Annotated in this window: 21 protein-coding genes; 9 read left to right on the plus strand and 12 right to left on the minus strand. The window is 33.1% G+C overall.

Going from position 1 to position 22,160, the window contains the following annotated elements:
* On the plus strand, window positions 1–255 hold a 255-nt coding region (locus RB618_RS23020), incomplete at its 5' end, for a hypothetical protein (protein ID WP_308070970.1).
* 222 nt (window positions 256–477) lie between these two features.
* Here the strand turns inward: RB618_RS23020 and RB618_RS23025 are convergent.
* Together RB618_RS23025 and RB618_RS23030 are read right to left on the minus strand one after the other, a co-directional pair.
* Window positions 478–846, minus strand: a complete 369-nt coding sequence (locus RB618_RS23025) for a hypothetical protein (protein WP_308070971.1) — start codon at window positions 844–846, stop codon at window positions 478–480.
* A 365-nt stretch (window positions 847–1,211) separates the two neighbouring features.
* Window positions 1,212–1,841: a hypothetical protein gene (locus RB618_RS23030; RefSeq protein WP_308070972.1), complete on the minus strand. Its 630-nt coding sequence runs from the start codon at window positions 1,839–1,841 to the stop codon at window positions 1,212–1,214.
* A gap of 556 nt (window positions 1,842–2,397) precedes the next feature.
* Between RB618_RS23030 and RB618_RS23035 the strand changes: the two genes are divergently transcribed.
* The 4 genes from RB618_RS23035 (at window position 2,398) to RB618_RS23050 (ending at window position 6,236) form a co-directional block, all read left to right on the plus strand.
* Window positions 2,398–2,580 carry a hypothetical protein gene (locus tag RB618_RS23035; protein WP_111426757.1) on the plus strand — a complete coding sequence of 61 codons (183 nt, stop codon included), beginning with the start codon at window positions 2,398–2,400 and terminating at the stop codon, window positions 2,578–2,580.
* 298 nt (window positions 2,581–2,878) lie between these two features.
* Entirely contained in the window at window positions 2,879–4,384 is a 1,506-nt protein-coding gene (locus RB618_RS23040; protein WP_308070973.1) for an ATP-binding protein, read from the plus strand.
* 96 nt (window positions 4,385–4,480) lie between these two features.
* Window positions 4,481–5,668: a hypothetical protein gene (locus tag RB618_RS23045; protein WP_308070974.1), complete on the plus strand. Its 1,188-nt coding sequence runs from the start codon at window positions 4,481–4,483 to the stop codon at window positions 5,666–5,668.
* Window positions 5,646–6,236 (plus strand): ATP-binding protein, encoded by a 591-nt coding sequence (locus RB618_RS23050; protein ID WP_308070975.1) that lies wholly within the window; start codon window positions 5,646–5,648, stop codon window positions 6,234–6,236. Before RB618_RS23045 ends, RB618_RS23050 begins: the two co-directional genes overlap by 23 nt.
* Window positions 6,237–6,307: 71 nt before the next feature.
* Here RB618_RS23050 and RB618_RS23055 read toward each other — a convergent pair whose 3' ends face one another.
* On the minus strand, window positions 6,308–6,841 hold the full coding sequence (locus tag RB618_RS23055) for a 5'(3')-deoxyribonucleotidase (protein WP_308070976.1): 534 nt from the start codon (window positions 6,839–6,841) through the stop codon (window positions 6,308–6,310).
* Window positions 6,842–6,929: 88 nt separating this feature from the next.
* Between RB618_RS23055 and RB618_RS23060 the strand changes: the two genes are divergently transcribed.
* From RB618_RS23060 to RB618_RS23070, 3 genes are all read left to right on the plus strand, one after another.
* On the plus strand, window positions 6,930–7,679 hold the full coding sequence (locus RB618_RS23060) for a DeoR/GlpR family DNA-binding transcription regulator (protein ID WP_274253923.1): 750 nt from the start codon (window positions 6,930–6,932) through the stop codon (window positions 7,677–7,679).
* A gap of 46 nt (window positions 7,680–7,725) precedes the next feature.
* The gene (locus tag RB618_RS23065) at window positions 7,726–8,535 is read left to right on the plus strand and encodes a helix-turn-helix domain-containing protein (RefSeq protein WP_308070977.1); all 810 of its coding nucleotides are present in this window, start codon (window positions 7,726–7,728) and stop codon (window positions 8,533–8,535) included.
* A gap of 150 nt (window positions 8,536–8,685) precedes the next feature.
* Window positions 8,686–9,168, plus strand: a complete 483-nt coding sequence (locus RB618_RS23070; RefSeq protein WP_308070978.1) for a DUF4440 domain-containing protein — start codon at window positions 8,686–8,688, stop codon at window positions 9,166–9,168.
* Window positions 9,169–9,249: 81 nt separating this feature from the next.
* Here the strand turns inward: RB618_RS23070 and RB618_RS23075 are convergent, their stop codons facing one another.
* The 5 genes from RB618_RS23075 to RB618_RS23095 all read right to left on the minus strand — a co-directional run bounded on the left by RB618_RS23075 (window position 9,250) and on the right by RB618_RS23095 (window position 16,221).
* Entirely contained in the window at window positions 9,250–10,701 is a 1,452-nt protein-coding gene (locus RB618_RS23075; protein ID WP_308070979.1) for a TolC family protein, read from the minus strand.
* Entirely contained in the window at window positions 10,694–13,861 is a 3,168-nt protein-coding gene (locus RB618_RS23080) for an efflux RND transporter permease subunit (RefSeq protein WP_308070980.1), read from the minus strand. The genes RB618_RS23075 and RB618_RS23080 overlap by 8 nt, the downstream gene beginning before the upstream one ends.
* Before the next feature lie 120 nt (window positions 13,862–13,981).
* Window positions 13,982–15,064 carry an efflux RND transporter periplasmic adaptor subunit gene (locus tag RB618_RS23085; RefSeq protein WP_308070981.1) on the minus strand — a complete coding sequence of 361 codons (1,083 nt, stop codon included), beginning with the start codon at window positions 15,062–15,064 and terminating at the stop codon, window positions 13,982–13,984.
* 178 nt (window positions 15,065–15,242) lie between these two features.
* The gene (locus tag RB618_RS23090) at window positions 15,243–15,623 is read right to left on the minus strand and encodes a hypothetical protein (RefSeq protein ID WP_308070982.1); all 381 of its coding nucleotides are present in this window, start codon (window positions 15,621–15,623) and stop codon (window positions 15,243–15,245) included.
* Window positions 15,624–15,816: 193 nt separating this feature from the next.
* On the minus strand, window positions 15,817–16,221 hold the full coding sequence (locus RB618_RS23095; protein WP_308070984.1) for a GNAT family N-acetyltransferase: 405 nt from the start codon (window positions 16,219–16,221) through the stop codon (window positions 15,817–15,819).
* Window positions 16,222–16,394: 173 nt separating this feature from the next.
* Between RB618_RS23095 and RB618_RS23100 the strand changes: the two genes are divergently transcribed.
* Complete coding sequence (locus RB618_RS23100; RefSeq protein ID WP_308070985.1) at window positions 16,395–16,958, plus strand: outer membrane beta-barrel protein; 564 nt, start codon at window positions 16,395–16,397, stop codon at window positions 16,956–16,958.
* 48 nt (window positions 16,959–17,006) lie between these two features.
* Here the strand turns inward: RB618_RS23100 and RB618_RS23105 are convergent, their stop codons facing one another.
* From RB618_RS23105 to RB618_RS23120, 4 genes are all read right to left on the minus strand, one after another.
* The gene (locus tag RB618_RS23105; protein ID WP_308070986.1) at window positions 17,007–17,618 is read right to left on the minus strand and encodes a tetratricopeptide repeat protein; all 612 of its coding nucleotides are present in this window, start codon (window positions 17,616–17,618) and stop codon (window positions 17,007–17,009) included.
* Window positions 17,619–17,781: 163 nt separating this feature from the next.
* A complete protein-coding gene (locus tag RB618_RS23110; RefSeq protein WP_308070987.1) occupies window positions 17,782–19,659 on the minus strand; it encodes a M1 family metallopeptidase in 1,878 nt (625 codons plus the stop codon).
* Window positions 19,660–19,878: 219 nt separating this feature from the next.
* Window positions 19,879–21,459, minus strand: coding sequence for an NADP-dependent glyceraldehyde-3-phosphate dehydrogenase (locus RB618_RS23115; RefSeq protein ID WP_308070988.1), 1,581 nt, complete (start codon window positions 21,457–21,459; stop codon window positions 19,879–19,881).
* 74 nt (window positions 21,460–21,533) lie between these two features.
* A complete protein-coding gene (locus tag RB618_RS23120; protein ID WP_095929060.1) occupies window positions 21,534–21,845 on the minus strand; it encodes a rhodanese-like domain-containing protein in 312 nt (103 codons plus the stop codon).
* Window positions 21,846–22,160 lie beyond the last annotated feature (315 nt).

The raw sequence follows: 22,160 nt of genomic DNA on the forward strand, positions 1-22,160 counted from the left end.
CTAAAGACGCCTGGCTTTCCCGGCCGTTCTTCTGAAAACCGATGCCATAGCCCCGATAGGAGCGGAAATCCTTCTGCTTTTTTCTTTAAAAAGCAGAAGATTGGAGCGCATAGCGGGATCAAGCTCCTAATTAATATTAAAATTCCAATCTTTCAAATTCCAAATTCCAAAACTCGATGCGCTTCGCTCCGATTAGATCGGCATTTTACAATTATACATCAGCCATACATATATAAGTATATCTATAAATACTAAAATGTACTTATATATTATATGTAATATAAACCCAACTAGTTTAGAAACCGTTCAGGCGAGAAACATATTATACATGTCAACATAAATCCAATTCCTAAATCATCTCTAGCATACATTCTATTTCAAACATGATATCTATACTATAACCAAATTAAAAAGACAATACCCGACAGATTTTAAAATCTGTCGGGTATTGTCTTTTACAAAATAACCTAGACTAATTTATGAGCAAAATCTAAACTTATAATTTTGTTTTAAGATTCCGACATGAAGTTTACCATTATTTTTTAAGTGAGCTGTCATCATAATATATTTTTCCTCAGGGTACTTTACTTCAAAAGTAAAAATTGCATCTTTTGCTTTAACCTGAAGCAGGTGCAATCCATCATCTGACACCGGCAACCCAATCGTTTGATAGGTTGGTAATGCTTCTGTTGCTTTTAAATTAATCTCCTGAACTTTTTCTTTATCCAAATACACTTCTAGTTTCAAGTTATCCAATTTCATGTTTGTTGGCTGTTCGATCGAAACAACATACTTTTTACAACCGACAACGCATAAAACAATTAAGAGCAATAAAAATTTTTTCATAAATAATATTTTTACAATAGGCATTAATGGATTCAAGCTTTTTTTAATTTTTATAAATATAGATAATTTTATTTCAATTTAGTTACAAAAAGTAGTTTGGGTAGTAGTAAAATTAAGTGAATTGATAGAGTCGGCGATTCAAAAAAAATTATGCTTTTTTTTAGTAAAAAAAAGCATAATTACACTGATTTTATTAGGTTTAACGCTTTTTTTTTCTTATCTTTATAGTGTAAAAATCAGTAAATATATGCCGAGAAACACACTTTTTAAACGCCAAAATTACACTTCAAAAAATCATTCTTTTTATTCCTTCATGCATTTTATTTTTCAAAATGCGTCCAAATTTCATTTCGTATTTATGTTGCTTAATCTTTTTTCTGCACCAAGTATAAACATGCAGAAGACACCAGAGCAACTGTTCCAACCGCAATCGTAATTATTTTGCGAGGATATACTTTCTGAACCATTTCTTTAGAAAATAAATCTTTAAAATTCAGCATAAGATTTTCCTTTTCAGGAGCTTCTTTAGACTCTTCATTTTCATTTTTCAACAAAACATTTTCTTCTATGCCATTACTATCAATTTCAACGGTTACATCCTTCGCGACGTTCTTAATTTGTTTTGCTTCTTCAATTCTACATTTTTCGTTGAACTTTTTAAAAGGGCGCGGCTGAAAATCAACTAGCACTGCAGCAAGATTTATGGCATCAATATTTGTTGGGTCTGTTTCGCCTTTAAAGAAAGTTTCAATAGGCCTAAACTTATCTTTTTGATTTTTAAACTTATTCTTTTGGGTATAGTCAAAATCTACGCATAGTAAATTTCTAAAAACTTTTAAATCATCTTGAGTCGGGTTGTCTTCAAAGATAAGCCAGCATAAATCGCGGAGTTTTCCGCGGGAAGGGTGGTACAGAAAATCAAAGTACTCACCGTCTTTTTCAATCTCGTATTTAATTTTAATCGCCTTTTTATATTCTTCTAATGTATTGTTCATCTTACTTTTTTAGAAAATTCTTTTGACTCCTTTTTATTTCCATTTTTAACCAAAACTTTTTTATATGCCTTTATTTTCAACCTCTAAATTTAATCTTTACAAGCAATTCAATTTCTGTTCCAAATCTATACTATTTCTATATTTTTTTTAATAGTTCGCACCCAACTTTTGACAGACTTATTGCATCTATTATAATAAGAGATTTGTCTAAAATTAAATAATTCAAACTAGACTTTTACGCTTTTTTCTGGGAATTTCTGGGAATCTCAGGAAAACGCGGGAATTCCGGGAATCCCTTACCAGTTAAGGCCTGAAAGCTCCTTTACTTTGCATCAAGAAATTAGTTCAGGTTTTGTCTGCAGACTAAAACAATAATGAAAACCAGTTCTAATTAAGAGTGTAAAAAAACTGTAAGACCGAGTTTATTCGGGAAGTATAAATAACGTCTTACTGTTCTACACACTTCACTTCCCAAAACCAATGTTGGTATTGTCCCAAAGCCTCTGGATCATTCCGGACAGCAATACCTATGTCTAATTTCTTAAAAATAAACAAAATGAAAAAACTAATACTATTTATCGCTTTTGCGTTATTGTTCACGATATTTTCTTGCACTCCTGATGAGTATGAGACACAAACAGTTAAGAAAACTGAAAAAACTACCCAGCCTTCATACGCTGGTGATGCTAATCCTGATGGTCCTGGTGATGGGAAGACTCCACCTCCACTAAAACCATAAGTTAAAATATACCTTTAGTATCTAATTAATTACTATTTTCGGGGAAAGTAAATTTTATATGTTACGGTCCCCGTTTTTTTATTTTTTCGTACTACTTTTTCTCTTTTCCTGTAATAAAAAAAAGATTAATAATCTGAGAACAGAATCAATACGAAAAGAAGCTTTAAATCTAAGAGACAAAGCAGATGACAATTTTGCAAAGCAAAATTTAAGTACTGCTTTTTACCAATTCAATAAATCAAAAATACTTTTTGAAACCTTAAAAGACAGCATCAATATTTCGTATACACTTATACAAATGTCATCTATTCAACAGATCAATGGAGATTATTATGGCAGTAAAGAGACAGTAACCGATGCATTATCTTATGTAGAAAAAAGCAAACCCCATTTAGCATGCATAAATAATATATTAGGTATTGCAGACAAGGAACTTTCTCTATATGATGATGCAATAATTTATTACAAAAAATCCGTAAACAATTATAAAAGCCCTATTGAAAAACAAATTCCTTTAAATAACATTGCCGCTGTATATATTCAGCAAAAAAAATATGATGATGCCATTCTCCTTTTAGATTCTCTTCTAAATAATAGCATATTAAAGGAAAAAAATGAAACTTATAATGAATCCCTAATAAAAGATAACTTAGGATATGCTTACTTTAAAAAAGGATTAGATAAAAAAGGATTACAGTTAATGACTGAAGGTCTAAAAATTAGAATCAATACTAAAGATACCTATGGAAGCATCGAAAGCTATCTACATCTTGCCGATTATTATGCTAACAAAGATCTTCAAAAATCAGATGAGAATGCTTTTTTAGCTTATAAAGTTGCTACAGCACTAAACAGCATTGACGAAAGACTGGAGGCTCTACAAATAATAATTTCAAATGACAATAGTCTCAATACTGCCAAATACACCCAAAAGTATTTTACACTAAACGATAGTATTATTAAAGTTCGAAATAATTTCAAAAACAAGTCTGCCAAAATTAAATACGACGCCAAAAAGGAAAAAGACGAAAACGAAAAACTTCGTTTAGAAAAAGCTAAAAATCAATTATCACTTCAAAGAGCTAAATACCTAAAAATTGTATCAACAATTGTTTTTGCTTTTTTAGTTATTTTAATATTCATTTTGATACGTTATTATAAGAATAAAAACAAAGCTATCGAATTTAAAACTTCGTACAACACCGAAACTCGAATTGCTAAAAAAATCCACGATGAACTGGCAAACGATGTTTTTCAAGTAATTGCTTTTGCGGAATCTCAGCCGTTATCTGTAGAAAACACCAAAGAGAATCTGCTGCAAAAACTTGATGATATTTACAGCCGCGTACGGGGAATTTCAAGAGAAAACAATAGTATCGATACTGGCGCAAATTTTACCCACAGCATAAAAGAAATGCTCTCTGCTTATAACACACGAGAGAGAAATATCATGGTTACCAATTTGGAAAACATAAATTGGGAAAATATTGATGATATTAAAAAAATCACCATCAGCCGAATTTTACAGGAATTAATGGTGAATATGAAAAAGCACAGCGAGGCAAGTATTGTTGTAATACGATTTGATAGTGACCAAAAATCAATTTCGATAAATTATAGGGATAATGGTAAAGGCTGCGAAAAAAGCATGGTTGTAAAAAATGGCCTTCAAAATATGTCAAACCGTGTTCTTGCCATTAATGGCACATTTGATATTGAAACAGAACCAGACAAAGGATTTAAAGTAAAAATATCTATGCCTGAACAAACGCAAATTAAGGTGAAAGAAAAATTCGCATATTAAAAAAAACTTTCAGAATTAATTTGAAAGATTTTTCTCTTCAAGAAACAAATCATAAAGTATCAAATTAATTACTATTTTCGGGGAAAGTAAATTTATATGTTACGGTCCCCGTTTTTTTATTTTATTCTACTTATTTTTCTTTTTTCTTGTAAAGAAGAAAGTTCTACTACTTCTAACACAGAATCAATTAAAAAAGAAGCACTTAGCTTACGAGATATAGCAGACGAAAATTATGTAAAAGAAAACTTTAATACCGCTTTTTACGAATTTAACAAATCAAAAGCTCTTTTTGAAACTTTAAAAGATAGTGCCAATATCTCCTACATACTTATCCAAATGGCAACCATTCAACAGATCAATGGAGATTATTACGGTAGTAAAGAAACTGTAACAGAAGCATTACCTTATGCTAAAAAAAATAAAAATCATACAGCCTGCATAAACAACAGATTAGGAGTTGCCGACAAAGAACTTTCACTTTATAATGATGCTATTTTTTACTATAAGGAAGCGATAAATAACTATACCGACAATCTAGAAAAACAAGGCCCAATACAAAACATTGCTGCTGTTTATATACAACAAAAAAAATATGATAAAGCAATCCCCATTTTAGATTCCCTTTTACACTCTCTTTCAAATGAAGATTTAAAAGAGAAAGCCACACTATATGACAAGTCTATACTACTAGACAATTTGGGCTATGCTTACTATAAAAAAGGATTGGATGAAAAGGGAATCCTATTAATGAGTGAAGGTTTAAAAACAAGAATTAAATCAGCAGATACTTACGGAAGTATCGAAAGCTATCTGCATCTCGCAGATTATTATTCCGAAAAAGACAAAAAAAAATCAGACGAAAACGCTCTTGCAGCATATACTATTTCTACAAAACTAAATAGCGTTGATGAAAGATTAGAAGCCCTGCAAATATTAATCTCAAATGATAACACTCCTAATACTGCAAAATATACGCAAAAGTACTTTACATTAAATGACAGCATTATTAAAGTTCGAAATAATTTTAAAAATAAGTCTGCCAAAATTAAGTACGATGCCAAAAAGGAAAAAGACGAAAACGAAAAACTTCGTTTAGAAAAAGCCGAGAATCAATTATCGCTTCAAAGAGCCAAATACCTAAAAATCGTATCGGTAATTGTTTTTGCTTTTTTAGTTATTCTCATTTTCATTTTGATACGCTATTATAAAAATAAAAATAAAGCTATCGAATTTAAAACTTCGTACAACACCGAAACCCGAATTGCTAAAAAAAATCCACGATGAACTAGCAAACGATGTTTTTCAAGTAATTGCTTTTGCGGAATCTCAGCCGTTATCTGTAGAAAATACAAAAGAGAATCTGCTGCAAAAACTGGATGATATTTATAGCCGCGTACGTGGAATTTCAAGAGAAAACAATAGTATTGATACTGGCGAAAATTTTACCCACAGCATAAAAGAAATGCTCTCTGCCTATAATACACGAGAGAGAAATATCATGGTTACCAATTTAGAAAACATAAATTGGGAAAATATTGACGACATAAAAAAAATCACCATCAGCCGAATTTTACAGGAATTAATGGTGAATATGAAAAAGCACAGCGAGGCAAGTATTGTTGTAATACGATTTGATAGTGACCAAAAATCAATTTCGATAAATTATAGGGATAATGGTAAAGGCTGCGAAAAAAGTATGGTTGTGAAAAATGGCCTTCAAAATATGTCAAACCGTGTTCTTGCCATTAATGGCACATTTGATATTGAAACAGAACCAGACAAAGGATTTAAAGTAAAAATATCTATGCCTGAACAAACGCAAATTAAGGTGAAAGAAAAATTCGCATATTAAAAAAACCTTTCAGAATTAATCTGAAAGGCTTTTCTCTTCAAAAAACAATACTATTATAACCTTTTTGCAGCTTATAATGTTTCGTTTAAAACAGCCACCGCTTCTTTCCAGTTATTTACTCTTAAATGGTGTGTTTTGTTTATATTATGAAAGGCAGTAAACATAATAGGTTGGCCCATGCAATGGTCTAGATTTTTACAATGATCGTCAATCAGATAATCGGTATTTATAATTCTTTTGCTGCCGCATAACACTATATTTTCCCATTTTATAAAAGGAAAATGCTCTGCAAGCCAAGCTACTTTTTCGGCAAGCGAAATTGGAAATTCTGTTGCTGCCGAGACAATAAAAATTTCAAAATTCTTTTGGAGCTCTTGCAAACTCTCAACTGCATCTGGCATTACGGGCAGGTTTCTAAAAAAGTTTCCTTTATTTAAAATTCCGTGCAAAAGTGCTCTTTCTTTAAAAGCTTCCTCTTCACTTAGTCCCTGAATTCCTTCTTTCGAAAGGTTCATTCCGTATTCTTTATTATATTCTTCAATCAATTGGGATTCTATATCGGCTAGCACCCCGTCCATATCGACTGCAATGGTTTTCTTTCTCATGATAATTTTATTTTGCGGTAAAATTATGCAAAAATTGCAAAATATTGCAATTTTTAACTTATTTTTGCAATATAAAACCGCAAACAAAATGAAAAAGGAAGAACGTCAAAAAGCAATTTTAGAGTATTTATCTAAAGAACACCGTGTTAGCTCTATCGAATTAAGTGAATATTTGAGCGTTTCAGAAGACACAATCCGACGCGATTTAAAAGAACTTTCAGACCAAGGGCTATTAAAAGCAGTTCGTGGCGGTGCAGTCGCTCCTTCTCCAATTCCGCTTCATTATAGAAAAAGAGAAAAACACGATATCGAAAACAAAAAAATTATTGCGCAGAAAGCTATTTCATATTTGAAAGACGGACAAGTTGTTTTTATTGATGGCGGAACAACTTCATTAGCTTTGGTTGCCAGTTTTCCTTACGATTTAAAATTGACGGTTATTACCAATAGTTTTCCCATAGCTTCGTTGGTTGAAGATTTACCCAATATTGATCTAATTTTTGCAGGCGGAAAAATGTGCAAAACTTCTTTTGCGACATCGAGTATTGAAACAATTGATTTTTTTAGAAACTTTAGAGCAGACATTTTCATTTTAGGAATCTGCAGTATTCATCATGAACGCGGTATTACAGGAATTTTATATGACGATTCTGTGCTGAAAAAGAATATGATTAAGAACTCTAATTTTGTGATTGCCTTAAGCTCTATTGAAAAAGTGGAAACCGCCGAATCTTATTTTGTCTGTCCAATAAAAGACATCGATGTTTTGGTAACCAATGTTTCTCCAGATGAGGAAATTTTAAAGCCGTACAAAAATACTGGTTTAACTATTCTTTAATTTCATAACTTTGATCTAGACAATGATTTAACATTAATCTAGTGCAATGGAATTCCAATATTTTCTACCATCAGAAATTCTGAAACCTTATATAAAACACTATTATATTTTTGAATCAGATTCTGATATCGAATTTCAAGATACTGTTTTTCCGAGTGGCGAAATGGAAATGATTTTTAACCTTGGAGATGGCATTTGGGAATCTCTAATTGATGAAAAATTTCACAAAACACCCAAAATTGAATTGTGGGGACAAATAACAAAACCGCTTGCCATAAAATCAAAAGGCAGACACACTATGTTGGGTATTCGGTTTTATACCCATTCTGCAGCTTATTTTTTTAACGATGAGGTCGGAATCTTTAACGATCAGATTTTAGATTTAGAAGATGTAATTGGCAAACCCATAACAACGCTTCATTTACAGCTTTTGGAAACTCCAGAAATACAAAAGCGAATTGAACTTATCGAATCATTTTTAATCAAGAAATTAATAACGAATGATAACAAGTCGCAGAAAATTCAAAAAGTGGCTCATATTCTCTCTAGTTTAGTCCAAAATCCATCAGGAAGCGACATCAATACTATTGCGGCCAAATACGGAATGACACCTCGTTATCTTCATAAACTGGTTTTTCAGCACACGGGTCTGGCTCCAAAATCATTTAATAAAATTATCCGTTTTCAACGCAGTTTAAAATTGATTTCCAACAACGATTCTCTTTTAACTTCAATTGCTTACGATTCCGGTTACTTTGACCAATCGCATTTTATAAGAGATTTCAAAGCTTTTACAGGAACTACACCTACTTCTTATTTAGAAAACCTATCTCCAATAAATAATTTAATTATTTAAAAAATCAATATTCGGCTCTACTTCTTAGCAACTTAGAAGTTCAGAATCTTAGAAAAAAACTGTTCCGATTTGTACAATTTTAAAATTTTCAAGCGCAATACCTTTGATTAAAATAATATCAATTTATTCTTTTAATTAAAAACTAACGTTATGAAAAATTATGCTCTTGGTACAATCTTAAAACTAATTGTATTTACCATATTATTAAGTAGCTGTGATTCGGCATCAAAAAAAGAAACAGCCAATTTAGACGAAGCAAAAAAAGCAATTCAGGAAAGTAATGCTATTTATTTTAATTCATTTAAAAATAATGATCCATCTATTTTTATCGATCGTTATGCGGATGACGCTTCAATACTGCTTCCGAATGCGCCTCAAATTTATGGAAAAGAAGGTGCTGCCAAATTCTTCAGAAAAGCCTATGACGAATATGGCTTAAGAGGCGGTAAATTTATTACGACAGCGGTATACGGCGATGGCGTAGAATATGTTACCGAAGAAGGTTTATGGCAGTCCTTAAATTCGAAAGGCGAACTTATGGATGATGGTAAATTTCTTGTTCTTTGGAAAAAAACTCCTAAAGGCTGGAAAATGTTTAGAGATTCTTTTAGCAGTAACCGTCAAGCACAATAAAAATGCTTATTTGAAAACCGAAAAAGCCTTTCAGAATTTTACTTCCGAAAGGCTTTTTCACTACAAATTAACAGGCAAATTTTATTTCCATCCGCCGCCCAAGTCTCTGTAAACATGGACTGCAGCATTTAATTGTTCTTTTTTAGTATCGATTAATTCCAATTTAGCTTCCAATGCATCTCTCTGAGTCATCAAAACTTCAAAATAATCTACTCTAGCCGATTTAAACAAATCGTTTGAAACATCAATAGAAGTATTTAAAGCGTCTACTTGTTTCGATTTAAGATCATATCCTTTTTGAAGATTCTCGATCTTAGACATTTGGTTTGAAACTTCTAAATAAGCATTTAAAACCGTACGATCGTAATTGTACAATGCTTGAATCTGTCTTGCATTGGCACTTGCAAACTCTGCCTTAATTGCATTTCTGTTAATCAAAGGAGCAACAAGATCTCCTGCCAATGAATATAAAAGCGATTCTGGCATGGTGAACAAATAAGAAGGTTTGAAAGCCTGTACTCCAATAGCTGCTGTAATATCTAAAGAAGGATAAAACTCTGCTCGCGCAACTTTTACATCTAACTTTGCTGCAACCAATTCCAATTCTGCTTGTTTCACATCTGGACGATTCTGTAACAGTTGAGATGGAATTCCAGAACTTACAGCAGCTGGCAATAAACTTAAGAAGTTTGTACTGCTGGTTCTTTTAATTTCTTGAGGATATCTTCCTAGCAAAAAGTTGATTTTGTTCTCGTTTTCTTTTATTTTTTGTAAAATATCAAACTCTAAACTTTGTGAAGTTAAAACCTCTGCTTCAAATTTCTTAACTCCCAATTCAGTTGCTCTTGCCGCTTGCTTTTGAACTTTTACAATTTCTAAAGCGTTAGTCTGCAATTTGATGGTCTGTTTTACAATATCCAATTGATTGTCCAAAGCCAATAATTCATAATAAGAATCAGCAACTTCTGCGATGAGGTTCGTAATGACAAAGTTTTTCCCTTCAACAGTAGCTAAATATCTGTTTAAAGCTGCTTTTTTAGAATTACGCAATTTTTTCCAGATATCAACTTCCCAGTTTGCATAAGCGGCGATGGTAAAATCGCCTAACGGGTCTGGTGTTTCTACACCTGGTTTAATCTCTGTTGTAGCATCACCCGCACCTTGACTAGTATACCTACCTACTTTTTCTACTCCTGCTCCCGCACGTAAACCTGCTGTTGGCAATAAAAGTCCTTTTTTTACACGGATATCATTTTTTGCAATTTCAATTTCCTGTAAAGTAATATTTAATTCCTGATTGTTTTTAAGAGCAGCCTCTATTAACTCAACAAGGTTCTGATCTTTAAAATAATCTTTCCAGTTTAATGCCGCTGTATTATTGTCGGCATCTTGCGTTTGAGCTGTTGCTCCAAACGACTCAGGAACTGGCGTACTGGTTGTAACTGCTGCCTCAGGTGCAGGGGTTTTACACCCTGCAACTGCTAGACAAACAGCTAATGCAATACTATATTGATATGATTTAACTTTATACATGATTGTTATCAATTTCTTCTGTTAATGGATTTTCTTCTTCATGTTTTACCAATTTGTACTTTTCAGCAATTTTGGCAAAAATGAAATACAAGCCTGGAATTACAAATACACCGCAAATGGTTCCGATAAGCATACCTCCCGCGGCTGCAGTACCAATTGTTCGGTTACCAATTTTACCTGGACCAGTTGCAAAAGCAAGCGGTAATAAACCTGCAATAAAGGCAAATGAAGTCATCAAAATCGGACGGAACCTTGCTTTTGCCCCTTCCATTGCTGATTGTAAAACTGATAATCCTGCGGCATGTCTCTGAATAGCAAACTCTACGATCAGTACGGCATTTTTACCCAATAAACCAATCAACATTACCATCGCAACCTGTGCATAAATGTTGTTTTCTAATCCTGTTAATTTCAATAAAAGGAAAGCTCCAAAAATACCTGCTGGCAACGAAAGAATTACTGATAATGGCAGAATAAAACTTTCATACTGTGCTGCTAATACCAAGTAAACGAATCCTAAACAGATTAAGAATACCCAAATCGCCTGATTACCTTGAGCCACCTCATCGGCAGAAATACCTGCCCAGTCAATGTCATATCCTCTTGGCAATTTTTCGGCAGCAACTCTCTGAATTACTTTAATTGCAGTACCTGAACTATACCCCTGAGCTGGCGAACCACTAATTTGTGTTGAGGTATACATATTATGACGAGTGATTTCTGAAAGTCCGTACACTTTTTCTAATTTCATGAAAGCAGAAAAAGGCACCATTTCATCACGATCATTTTTTACATACAATTTCAAGATATCATCTGGCTGCGCACGATATTCTGGCGAAGCCTGAACGATAACTTTATAGTTGATACCGAACTTGATAAAACTGATCTCATAGTTACTTCCCACAAGAGTTGACAAAGTATTCATGGCATTTTCGATAGAAACCCCTTTTTGCTGTGCCAAGTCATTATCGACTTTCATCATGTATTGAGGGAAACTAGAGCTATAGAAACTAAATACGTTTGATAATTCTGGCTGTTTATTCAATTCGGCAACAAAGTCGTTGTTAACCTGCTCCATTCTCTTATAATCTACAGAACCCGTTTTATCTAACAAACGAAGCTCAAATCCTCCGGCAGCACCATATCCAGGTACAGCAGGCGGTTGGAAAAATTCGATATTTGCTCCTGCAATATCTTTACATTTTTCCTCCATTTCGTGCATAATCTCCACAACAGATTCCTTTCTGTCGCTCCAATCTTTTAAGTTAACCAAACACGTTCCTGAGTTGGCACCTGTACCTTCAGATAGAATCTCATAACCTGCTAATGAAGAAACCGACTTTACTCCGTCAATATCTTCAGCAATTTTTTGAACTCTCTCTGCAATATTATTAGTTCTCTCCAAAGATGATCCTGGAGGCGTCTGAATTACAGCATAAAACATTCCCTGATCCTCATTCGGAATAAATCCTGAAGGAACCGAACTGCTTATTAAAAATGTCCCGATACAGAAACCTACAAGAGCTACGATAGTTACCACTCTTCTGTCAACAATTTTACCTAATAGATTTTGATATTTTCCTTGAGCTAAATTGAATTTTTCGTTGAAAGCATCAATAAATCTATTTGCTGGCGTTTTCTTTTTAGGCTGTCCGTGGTTGTTTTTTAACATCATCGCACAAAGTGCAGGTGTCAAAGTCAAGGCCACAATACCAGAAAGAATAATAGCAGTTGCCATAGTTACCGAGAACTGTCTATAGAAAACTCCAACAGGACCAGACATAAACGCAACCGGAATAAATACCGCCGCCATTAAGAATGTAATTGCAATAATTGCTCCTGCAATTTCATGCATAGCTTGTTTAGTCGCTTTAAATGGCGAGAGATGTTCTTCTTCCATCTTGGCGTGAACAGCCTCAATAACCACAATCGCATCATCGACGACTACTCCAATTGCCAATACCAAAGCAAATAATGTAATTAAGTTCAATGAAATATCGAAGAATGTCATGAACACAAAAGTTCCTACCAACGATACGGGCACCGCAATTGCTGGGATAACGGTAGAACGCCAATCTCCTAAGAAAAGGAATACTACTAAACCTACCAAGATAAAGGCTTCAACAAGAGTATGAACTACTTTTTCAATAGAAGCATCAAGGAATTTAGAAACGTCATACGAAATTTCATAATCCATTCCTTTTGGAAATCTCTGTTTAATTTTCTCCAGTTTTGCTTTTACTTCTTCAATAACCTGATTCGCGTTACTTCCAAAAGACTGTTTCAATACAATAGCTGCAGATGGTCTTCCATTCAAATTAGAATAGATATCATACATCGAGCTTCCAAATTCAACTTTTGCAACATCTTTCAATCTCAAAAGTTCTCCGTTTGGATTGGCTTTTACTACAATATTCTCATATTGTTCTTTAGTGGTAAAACGTCCAGAATATTTCAATACATATTCAAATGCTTGAGAACGTTTACCAGAACTCTCCCCTGTTTTACCTGGAGAAGCCTCCAAACTCTGACTAGATAACGCTTCCATTATTTCATCAGCAGAAATTTTATAGGCTAACATACGATCTGGCTTCAGCCAAATACGCATTGCATATTCACGTGTTCCTAAGATATCTCCAGAACCAATACCGTTTACCCTTTTCAATTCAGAAAGTACGTTGATATCAGCATAGTTATACAAGAACTTCATGTCTGTATTTTTGTCTGTACTATAAAGATTCACGTACATCAACATACTTGGTACTTCTCGGGTAATTTTGATACCCTCACGAATTACCAAAGGAGGAAGTTTATTGGTAACAGAAGCTACACGGTTTTGTACATTAATTGCTGCTTGGTTAGGATCTGTACCTAAGTTAAAAACTACTTTAATTGTAGCTTCACCATCGTTTCCGGCGTCAGAAGCCATATACTTCATTCCTGGAACACCATTTAAGGCTCTTTCCAAAGGAATAACAACCGCCTTAACCATCAATTCACCGTTAGATCCAGGATAATCTGCGGTAACGTTCACCATTGGAGGTGAAATTGTAGGGAATTGTGTAATAGGTAAATTTAAAACCGACAATACCCCTAAGAAGACAATGATCAACGATATTACGATCGAAAGAACAGGTCTTTGAATAAATTTATTAAACATTTTAATATTTTTTAAATGATTAAACTTATTGAAGTTTAAAATGTTTCAAGTTTCAGGTTTCAAGTTTTAGGTTCAGTACGTAACTTAAAACCTGAAACTTGAAACTATTAAAACAAAAAACTATTCTGCTTTTAAGCGTAAATGATTGATTACTTCTTTAGGAGATTCGTAATCGAATTTAATCTTGTCGTTTTCTTTTACTTTCTGAACACCTTCAAGTAGGATTCTATCGTTCTCTGTAATACCGCTTTTGATTACATATAAATCAGGAATTTCTCCTGTAATGGTGATTTCTCTAGAACTAACTTTGTTGTCTTTACCAACTACAAAAACATATTTTTTATCTTGAATTTCGTAAGTCGCTTTTTGCGGAATTACAATAGCATTTTTAAGAGGAACATTCATTTGAACTTGTCCTGTTTCACCATTTCTAAGTAATTTTCCAGAATTAGGGAATCTTGCTCTAAAAGCGATATTTCCCGTTTCGTTGTTGAATTCACTTTCTATCACCTCAACATTACCTTTTTCTTTAAAAATATCTCCGTTAGCCAAAACTAAATTCACTTTGTTATCTGCACGGTCTTTAATATTTGTTTCATAGCTAATATATTCTGGCTCAGAAACATTGAAGTAAGCAAACATTTGGCTGTTGTCTGAAAGGCTTGTCAATAGTTCCCCTTCGTCAATTAAACTTCCTAATTTTAAAGGAATGCGGTCGATTGTTCCGTCAAATGGAGCTCTGATTTCTGTGAATGATAAATGAAGTTTTGCTAATGCAACCTCAGCTTTTGCAGATTGCAATTTCGCCTGAGCGACACTTAATTCGTTTTTAGAAACGATATTTTTATCAGCCAGCAATTTTGAATTTTGCAATTCAATTTCTACTGATTTTTGTTCTGACTGCGCCTTTAATAATTCTGCCTGATACATGTTAGGCATAATTTTAAATAACAGCTGTCCTTTTTTTACAAACTGTCCTTCGTCAACATATATATTTTGTAAAAACCCCTTTTCTTGGGCGCGAAGTTCGATATTACGAACCGATTTTATTTGTGAGACATATTCTTTTGTAAATGAAGTATCAATTCTAACCGGATTAGTAACGGTAAATTTTTCAACTTCTTCCTTTTCTTCTTTTTTAGATGTACAGCTCGTTAAGCACACCAAGGCCATTAAGCCTGTGAACACAATGATTTTTTTCATGATTTAGTTTGGAAATTAAGCGATTGAATGCTTTGGAATAAAAATTCCTTTTGGATGTTAAAATGCATCAGCCAGCCTTAGTCCAGACCTTAACTTTATATAAGCAGAAGTAAAAAAAAATATACAACAGCAAGATACGCAGAGATCAAAACTCAGGTAACCGATGTATACTTTAGAATCAAATTCTTAATACTCGTTGAGTAATATAGATAGGATTTGAATGCCCGAATACAGGCGTAGAAAATTTTAAACGATTAGAATCATTCGCTGCAGACTGATCTGAAAGTGCCAGATACAAAGCGTCTACCAAACTATACGAAGCAGTAAAGTACTTGTTCGTTAGTAAATTAGAATCATCACCCCCCAGAAGATCTTCTTCTAGATCAACATCTGTAGCTTCTTCAATTGTTGAGGTTCCACGATCATGATTAGTGAATTTAACTCTGTGCTTTTGCAGATGATGGTGATTATGAGCACCAAAAGTATTTGCATTCAAATATTGACCTCCGCCAAACAGAAGCATATTCATGAATACTAAAAATACTATTAACTTTCTCATTTCGGTGCGAAAGTAGTAAAAGAATTAAAACAAAAAAAGATTTTTTAACAAGCTTTAACAGTTACATAAAATGAAAACGTTTTCGGTAACTTTTTATATGAAGATTAGATGAAGAAAAATAACATTAAAACCCAAAACAAACAAGATAAACAACTACAATACAATAATTTACCAAAAACAAACTAATACTATTTTACAGTTTAATTTGCATAATTGTAAACTCTTGACCAGCTTTTACAAAAGTCTTATGAGTATCTATAAATCCCATTTTTTCATAAAAAGACTTTTTATTGCTTCTGGCATTACACCAAACTTTTTCCATTCTTTCACTTTTTGCAAACCCCAAAATATGTTTTAAAAGATAAGAAGCGATTCCTCTTCCTTGATATTCTTCTAAAGTGGCTAATTTTCTAAACTGCATTTCTTTCCCATCAAGAAAACAAGAAACTATTGAAACCAATTTATCATCTTCAAAAACTCCGAAATGAAATCCTAAATCGTCTTCTTCTAATTGTACAAATTCAAATGGTTGGTCAGGCCACATTACTTCATGACGTATCTGCCAGGTATCGGATGCTTTTATTGTTTTAATTTCCATTTCACTCTATTATCTGCTCAAAAATAATTCATTTTGATTTGATTATAAAAAACAAATGCAGAATACAGATACAACTAGCTTTCAAAACTTTACATAAAAATAAATCAGACAAATCATTCAATTATAATCTATTATCACTATTTTTATAATACCAAAATCAAACAGATTCCGTTATGAGAAAATTCTTTTTAGCAGTATTTTTATGTATTTGTGCTAATGGATTTGCACAATTAATACAAATTGGCCCACAGTTTTCAACCAATATTACTTCTGTCAATGCCAAAAGTTTCAGCTCCGACCATACGAATACCGGAATTGGCGCTGCCGCCTTTGCTCGATTAAATCTTGCACTTTTTTATGCTCAGGGTGAATTTGGATATGCTCAAACTAATTTCAGCGTATATCAAGACGGAGTTGGAGAAACTAAATTTAAACTTGCAGGAACAGATGCTTCACTAATTGCTGGGCTTAAAATTGTTCCCCTTGGAAAGGCTGGAAACGTAAGACTTTTTGTTGGCTACAACTGGAAAAATTATTCAGATATAAGTACCAGCAATAATCTTAATTCTATAGCACTGGAAAGAAACAATCATAGTATTCTTGGGGGTGTTGGAGTTGATGTCTGGAGACTAACGTTTGATCTTAGATATCTTGCCGGGCTAAGCGATATAGATGCTTCTAATAGCGAAATTAAAACTGGAGTAACAAATCTATCACTTGGATTTAAATTTCTATAAGCATAAAACAAAAAAAATGGGAATCGATTGATTCCCATTTTTTTTGTTTTATAGTTTAACGTAATAACTCTCTTCATTATCACTCATTATCTTTTGTATTCCTTCTTCTGTTTTAACAGCTACATTTACAACATGGAGTATGTTTGACTTATCATTCAGACTGCAGTTCCAGATTGTCCCGTCGGAAAGAATAATCTCTGAGAATGCAGATGCATTACAGTTATTATCATTATACACTAGATTTTCTGTTTTGACAAGTTTCTTTACCTTTGTTTTTTTGTCAACTTCGTAAAATAAAATCTCGTTTTCTTTAATTTCGACTAATTCATCAAAAGCAGATTGATTTACACTTGCTGTAGTCGAAGACCAGACTGGTTGATTTCCTGTTCTTTTCCAAGTACCTGTCACTTGCTTTAAAATTTCTTTTCTCAAAAGCTCTCTTAAGGTATCTACCTTTTTAACAGCATCTTTTCCGATTTCGTTTTCAGGTTTAATCTTCGCAGCTAAAGAAAATAAATCTATAGCTTTTACAAAATCAGCTTTTTTGTAGTAAGAAATAGCCAATTCATATTTGTTTTTTTGAAATGCAGTCTTTTGATCGTTCTGCCCAAAAAATTGAATGGTCGTTAGCAAAACAATCAGAACAAAAGTATTCTTCATTTGGATTTGGAGGTATTTTTAGTATTTCGCAAACGTAATATTTTCCTAACAAATATCTTTACGGTTTTCCGTAATTTTGTATATTTTTAATTATTTCAAACAAAAAAAGTTACTTTGCGAGAACAAAGTAACTTTTTTAAATAGTTTGCTACAGTTAACTCAATTATTTAACATTTAACACATTGTTTTCTGGTGTTGCATCCATAAAAATTCCACCATCAAGCTCAATTTTTTCTATTTTTTTTGAGCTTTTCAAAATTATTCTAGCCGTTTTTTGATTTTTCTCCCAAATCGCTGGCGTTTGATGCAAAGTAATTTTTGATTTATCAGCATAAGTGATTACAACGTCAAACGGAATTGCAAAACCTCCAATATTTTCTATCGTTATAATTTTCTTATCGGCAGAAATTCCTTTTATGGCAATATCTAAATAATTGTTCGTAAAGAACCAATTATTGAAAAACCAATTTAAATTCTTTCCCGTTGCTGTATTAAATGAATTAAAATAATCCCACGGAATTGGATGTTTTCCGTTCCAAGTATCCATGTAAAAATGAAGCGCCTTTTTGAACAAATCATCTCCCAACATGTCTTTTAAAGCCAAATATGAAAGAGAAGCTTTACCATAAGAATTATTTCCATAACCAGCTCCCGAAACCTGTGTAGACATTGTTATAACAGGTTGGTCTTGTTCTGCAGATCGATCTGTTATATATTTTTTAACTCTAAACTCTTTATAGAACTTATCTGCAGACTCCTTACCGTGTTCGGCAATTCCGATTAAATATTCGAAAGTTGTTGCCCAGCCTTCATCCATAAAAGCATAACGCGTTTCGTTAATTCCCATATAAAAAGGAAAGTAAGTATGCGCTACTTCATGATCTTGAACTAACTGTGCAAAAATAGGATCTCCCATTTCAGAGTCATTGCACATCATTGGGTATTCCATATCGGCAAAACCTTGAAAAGCTGTCATTTTAGAAAACGGGTACGGAACTCCTGGCCAATTATTAGAAAACCAATCTAAAGCATATTGATTGTTTTTTACAGAATTAACAAAATCTGTTCCTTTAATGTCATACGCAGCCTGAACACTCGCACGGCGGTTTGTTTTCTTATCTACAACAACGCTGCTAGCATCCCATAAATAATGATCGCTTAAACCAAAACATACATCTGTAATGTTTTTAGCTTCAAACTTCCAGACATTCCAATCGTATTGCTTGGTTACGATACCGCTTTTCATTTCTTGTTCGTTAGCAATATGAAGGATTTCCTCTGTTGTATATGATTTCTTTAAACGCGATGCAAACTCAGGCTGTAAAACCTCATCTGGATTTAATAAATCTCCTGTTGCATAAACCACATAATTTTTTGGTGCTTTTACAGAAAAAACATAATCATTAAAATCATTATAAAATTCCTGACGATCTGTATGAGGCAATCTATCCCAACCATTATAATCATCAAAAACAGAAATTCTTGGGTAGCTGTATGCCACAAAAAAAGTAGTTTCGTCAATCTGTCCTTCACGCCCACTCTCTTTAGACAAAGGATAATTCCACTGAATATTTATAGTAGTTTTTGAATGCGGTAAAATTGGTTTCTGCAATTTTACATTTCCAACCGTTCCCCAATTTCTTGCGTCTTCTTTGTACACTTCATTTTCTATTTTTAATGAAGTAATCGTTAATCCATCGCTTAAAAAATCGTTGTTTACTTCACCGCCTCTTGGAGAAGATGGCTTATGAAGATTATTTACAAAACGAATAACTAAGTTTCTTAATGTATCCTTGCTATTATTTTCGTAAATGATGGTTTCTGTTCCAGCAACTATTTTTGTTTTTGGGTCAACTGAAATTTCCATATTATATTTTCCGCGGTTCTGCCAGTAGTTTGCGCCAGGTTTCCCGTCTTTAGAGCGTGTTCCATTTTCATAAGCTTTTTTTATGTTTCTGGGCATATAAAGCTCTTGTGCAAAATTATTTTGGGCAAAAAGAACGAATGCTATTAATGCAAATTGCAAAAACTTCTTTTTCATAAGTGATTCTTAGATCTTTAAATTGTTTGGTATATAAGACTGCCGTTTGAAAGCAATGTTACAAATTTAATTATTAATTGTTAATAGTTGATGGTTTATTGTTGATGGTTTATAGCTATTACTTAATCATTACCAAAAAACCTTAGCGTCTAAAAAAGAAAAACCGTCTGTCGACTAAAACAACAAACGGCATCTACAATTAATATATAACCTTGATGGCTACAAAATATAATCTGTATTAATAAAATTAGATTCTTTGCTGTTAAGCAATTCTTGCAGAATCTCATTGTTATAATCGATATCTTTTGAAGCTACAAACGTACGGATTGAGAATGAGCGCAAAGCGTCTGGAATACTTAAAGTTCCCACAGCAGAATCTTTTCTTCCTGTAAAAGGGAAAGCGTCTGGCCCTCTTTGGCAAGAACTGTTTAAGTTTACGCGGCAAACTAAGTTAACCAAAGCATCAATTAGTGGTGCCAATGTTTTTATGTCTTTACCAAACAAACTTACTTGCTGTCCGTAATTTGATTCTGCCATATCTTTCAATGGCTCTTTAATATCTTTGAAAGAAAGCACCGGAACAACAGGTCCAAACTGTTCTTCGTGATACACACGCATTTCTTTGTTTACTGGATATAAAACTGCTGGAAAAATATAGTTATCAGTATGTTTCCCTCCTTTTTCATTGATGACTTTTGCTCCTTTATGAATAGCATCATCAATTAGTCCCTGAATATATTTTGGCTTATCTGTTTCTGGAAGCGGTGTTAAAGAAACTCCTTTTTCCCACGGATTTCCAAAAACTAAACTATCTACTTTTGCAGCAAAACGTTTATTGAATTCTTCTCTAATAGATTTGTGAACATATAAAACTTTCAACGCCGTGCAACGTTGTCCATTAAAAGATAAACTTCCTGTAATACATTCCTGAATCGCCAAATCTAAATCGGCATCTGGAAGAATAATTGCTGGATTTTTGGCTTCTAAACCTAAAATTAAACGCAGTCTATTTTTATTTGGATGTTGATCTTGTAAAGCAATCGCCGATTTACTGTTTCCAATTAATGCCAAAACATCAATTTTTCCAGATTTCATAATCGGAGAAGCCACTTCGCGTCCCCTACCATAAACGATATTAATCACTCCTTTTGGAAAACTGCTTCTAAATGCTTCTAATAATGGCGAAATACATAAAACACCATGCTTAGCAGGTTTGAAAATTACAGTATTACCCATAATCAAAGCTGGAATCAGCAATGAAAAAGTTTCATTCAAAGGATAATTATATGGTCCAAGACATAATACAACGCCAAGAGGTCCACGGCGAATCATAGCATTTACTCCCTGTACTTTTTCAAAGTGCGAACTGCGTCCGTTTAGTTCTTTGTAGCTGGCAATAGTATCGTAAATATATTCTACTGTTCTGTCGAATTCTTTTTGCGAATCTCCTAATGATTTTCCAATTTCCCACATTAAGTATTTCACTACCTCTTCGCGGGTTTCTTTCATTTGTTTCACAAATTTTTCCATGCATTTAATACGATCTACTACTTTCATAGTTGGCCACAAGCCTTGTCCCATATCGTACGCATTGGTAGCAGCTTCGACAACTTCTGCTGCTTCTTTTTCTCCCATAAAAGGAATAGATCCTAATAAAGTCGGCGAATATTTTTCTGTTGAAGAAATAGTAGAAAACACAGGTGTGGTTTGCCCTGTCCATTGTTTCAATTCTCCATTTACAAGATAAGTATCTTGATTTATCAAACTTTTAATCTGATATTCTTCTGGTATAAAACTCATAATTTGGTTATTTAATGGTCTGGTAATTCTATTTTCAAAAGAAAAAAGAGGCTTTTTTATTGCCTCTTCTTCTTTTATGGTTGTACTGTTTCACCTTCCCAATCTAGGATTCCTCCAAGCAGATTGTAGGCGTTTTCTATACCTAACTCGTTCATAATCTGGCATGCTTTTGCGCTTCTCGCCCCAGAACGACAGTATACGTAATAGTTTTTATTTTTGTCTAATTCTTCGATTTCATAGATAAATGCCTGCCCTTTATTGATATCAATATTTAGAGCATTCTCAATGTAGCCGTCATTAAATTCGTCTTCAGTTCTTACATCAAGTATAACTGCATTTTCGTCAGCCTCTAACTGAGCAACCCAATCTTCTTGTGATAAATTCATAATAAAATGTGTTTTTGTAAAATTACGACGTTTCTATATATAAAAAACGTACCAAATGCGATTTCGATTATTATTCTCAGAAAACGTTTTAGAGAAAGTATTATAATCAGTGAATTACAAATTTAGTTACTATTTTTAAAAATTCAGCCTACAAAATCGATAGAAAATAGGATTTTTTCATTTACATAAAATTAATCTTAAATCTAGTTTTCTGATAATTATTCCCATTCCAAACCCTTATCTTTGCAAATAATCATATATTTTAATTCGATTTTGATAAAATTATTCGCAACGAACTATACTAATTCTCAAGAA

Origin of the sequence: Flavobacterium sp. LHD-85 (assembly GCF_030929595.1) — a bacterium.
Taxonomy (GTDB): Bacteria; Bacteroidota; Bacteroidia; order Flavobacteriales; family Flavobacteriaceae; genus Flavobacterium.

Bases quoted from the DNA above. Each gene is read 5' to 3' on its own strand.
- RB618_RS23085 (WP_308070981.1), bottom strand. From the start codon at position 15,064: ATGAAAAAAATCATTGTGTTCACAGGCTTAATGGCCTTGGTGTGCTTA.
- RB618_RS23065 (WP_308070977.1), top strand. From the start codon at position 7,726: ATGGAATTCCAATATTTTCTACCATCAGAAATTCTGAAACCTTATATA.
- RB618_RS23110 (WP_308070987.1), bottom strand. From the start codon at position 19,659: ATGAAAAAGAAGTTTTTGCAATTTGCATTAATAGCATTCGTTCTTTTT.
- RB618_RS23100 (WP_308070985.1), top strand. From the start codon at position 16,395: ATGAGAAAATTCTTTTTAGCAGTATTTTTATGTATTTGTGCTAATGGA.
- RB618_RS23060 (WP_274253923.1), top strand. From the start codon at position 6,930: ATGAAAAAGGAAGAACGTCAAAAAGCAATTTTAGAGTATTTATCTAAA.
- RB618_RS23055 (WP_308070976.1), bottom strand. From the start codon at position 6,841: ATGAGAAAGAAAACCATTGCAGTCGATATGGACGGGGTGCTAGCCGAT.
- RB618_RS23120 (WP_095929060.1), bottom strand. From the start codon at position 21,845: ATGAATTTATCACAAGAAGATTGGGTTGCTCAGTTAGAGGCTGACGAA.
- RB618_RS23090 (WP_308070982.1), bottom strand. From the start codon at position 15,623: ATGAGAAAGTTAATAGTATTTTTAGTATTCATGAATATGCTTCTGTTT.
- RB618_RS23080 (WP_308070980.1), bottom strand. From the start codon at position 13,861: ATGTTTAATAAATTTATTCAAAGACCTGTTCTTTCGATCGTAATATCG.
- RB618_RS23115 (WP_308070988.1), bottom strand. From the start codon at position 21,459: ATGAGTTTTATACCAGAAGAATATCAGATTAAAAGTTTGATAAATCAA.
- RB618_RS23040 (WP_308070973.1), top strand. From the start codon at position 2,879: ATGTCATCTATTCAACAGATCAATGGAGATTATTATGGCAGTAAAGAG.
- RB618_RS23030 (WP_308070972.1), bottom strand. From the start codon at position 1,841: ATGAACAATACATTAGAAGAATATAAAAAGGCGATTAAAATTAAATAC.
- RB618_RS23045 (WP_308070974.1), top strand. From the start codon at position 4,481: ATGTTACGGTCCCCGTTTTTTTATTTTATTCTACTTATTTTTCTTTTT.
- RB618_RS23035 (WP_111426757.1), top strand. From the start codon at position 2,398: ATGAAAAAACTAATACTATTTATCGCTTTTGCGTTATTGTTCACGATA.
- RB618_RS23095 (WP_308070984.1), bottom strand. From the start codon at position 16,221: ATGGAAATTAAAACAATAAAAGCATCCGATACCTGGCAGATACGTCAT.
- RB618_RS23025 (WP_308070971.1), bottom strand. From the start codon at position 846: ATGAAAAAATTTTTATTGCTCTTAATTGTTTTATGCGTTGTCGGTTGT.
- RB618_RS23070 (WP_308070978.1), top strand. From the start codon at position 8,686: ATGAAAAATTATGCTCTTGGTACAATCTTAAAACTAATTGTATTTACC.
- RB618_RS23075 (WP_308070979.1), bottom strand. From the start codon at position 10,701: ATGTATAAAGTTAAATCATATCAATATAGTATTGCATTAGCTGTTTGT.
- RB618_RS23105 (WP_308070986.1), bottom strand. From the start codon at position 17,618: ATGAAGAATACTTTTGTTCTGATTGTTTTGCTAACGACCATTCAATTT.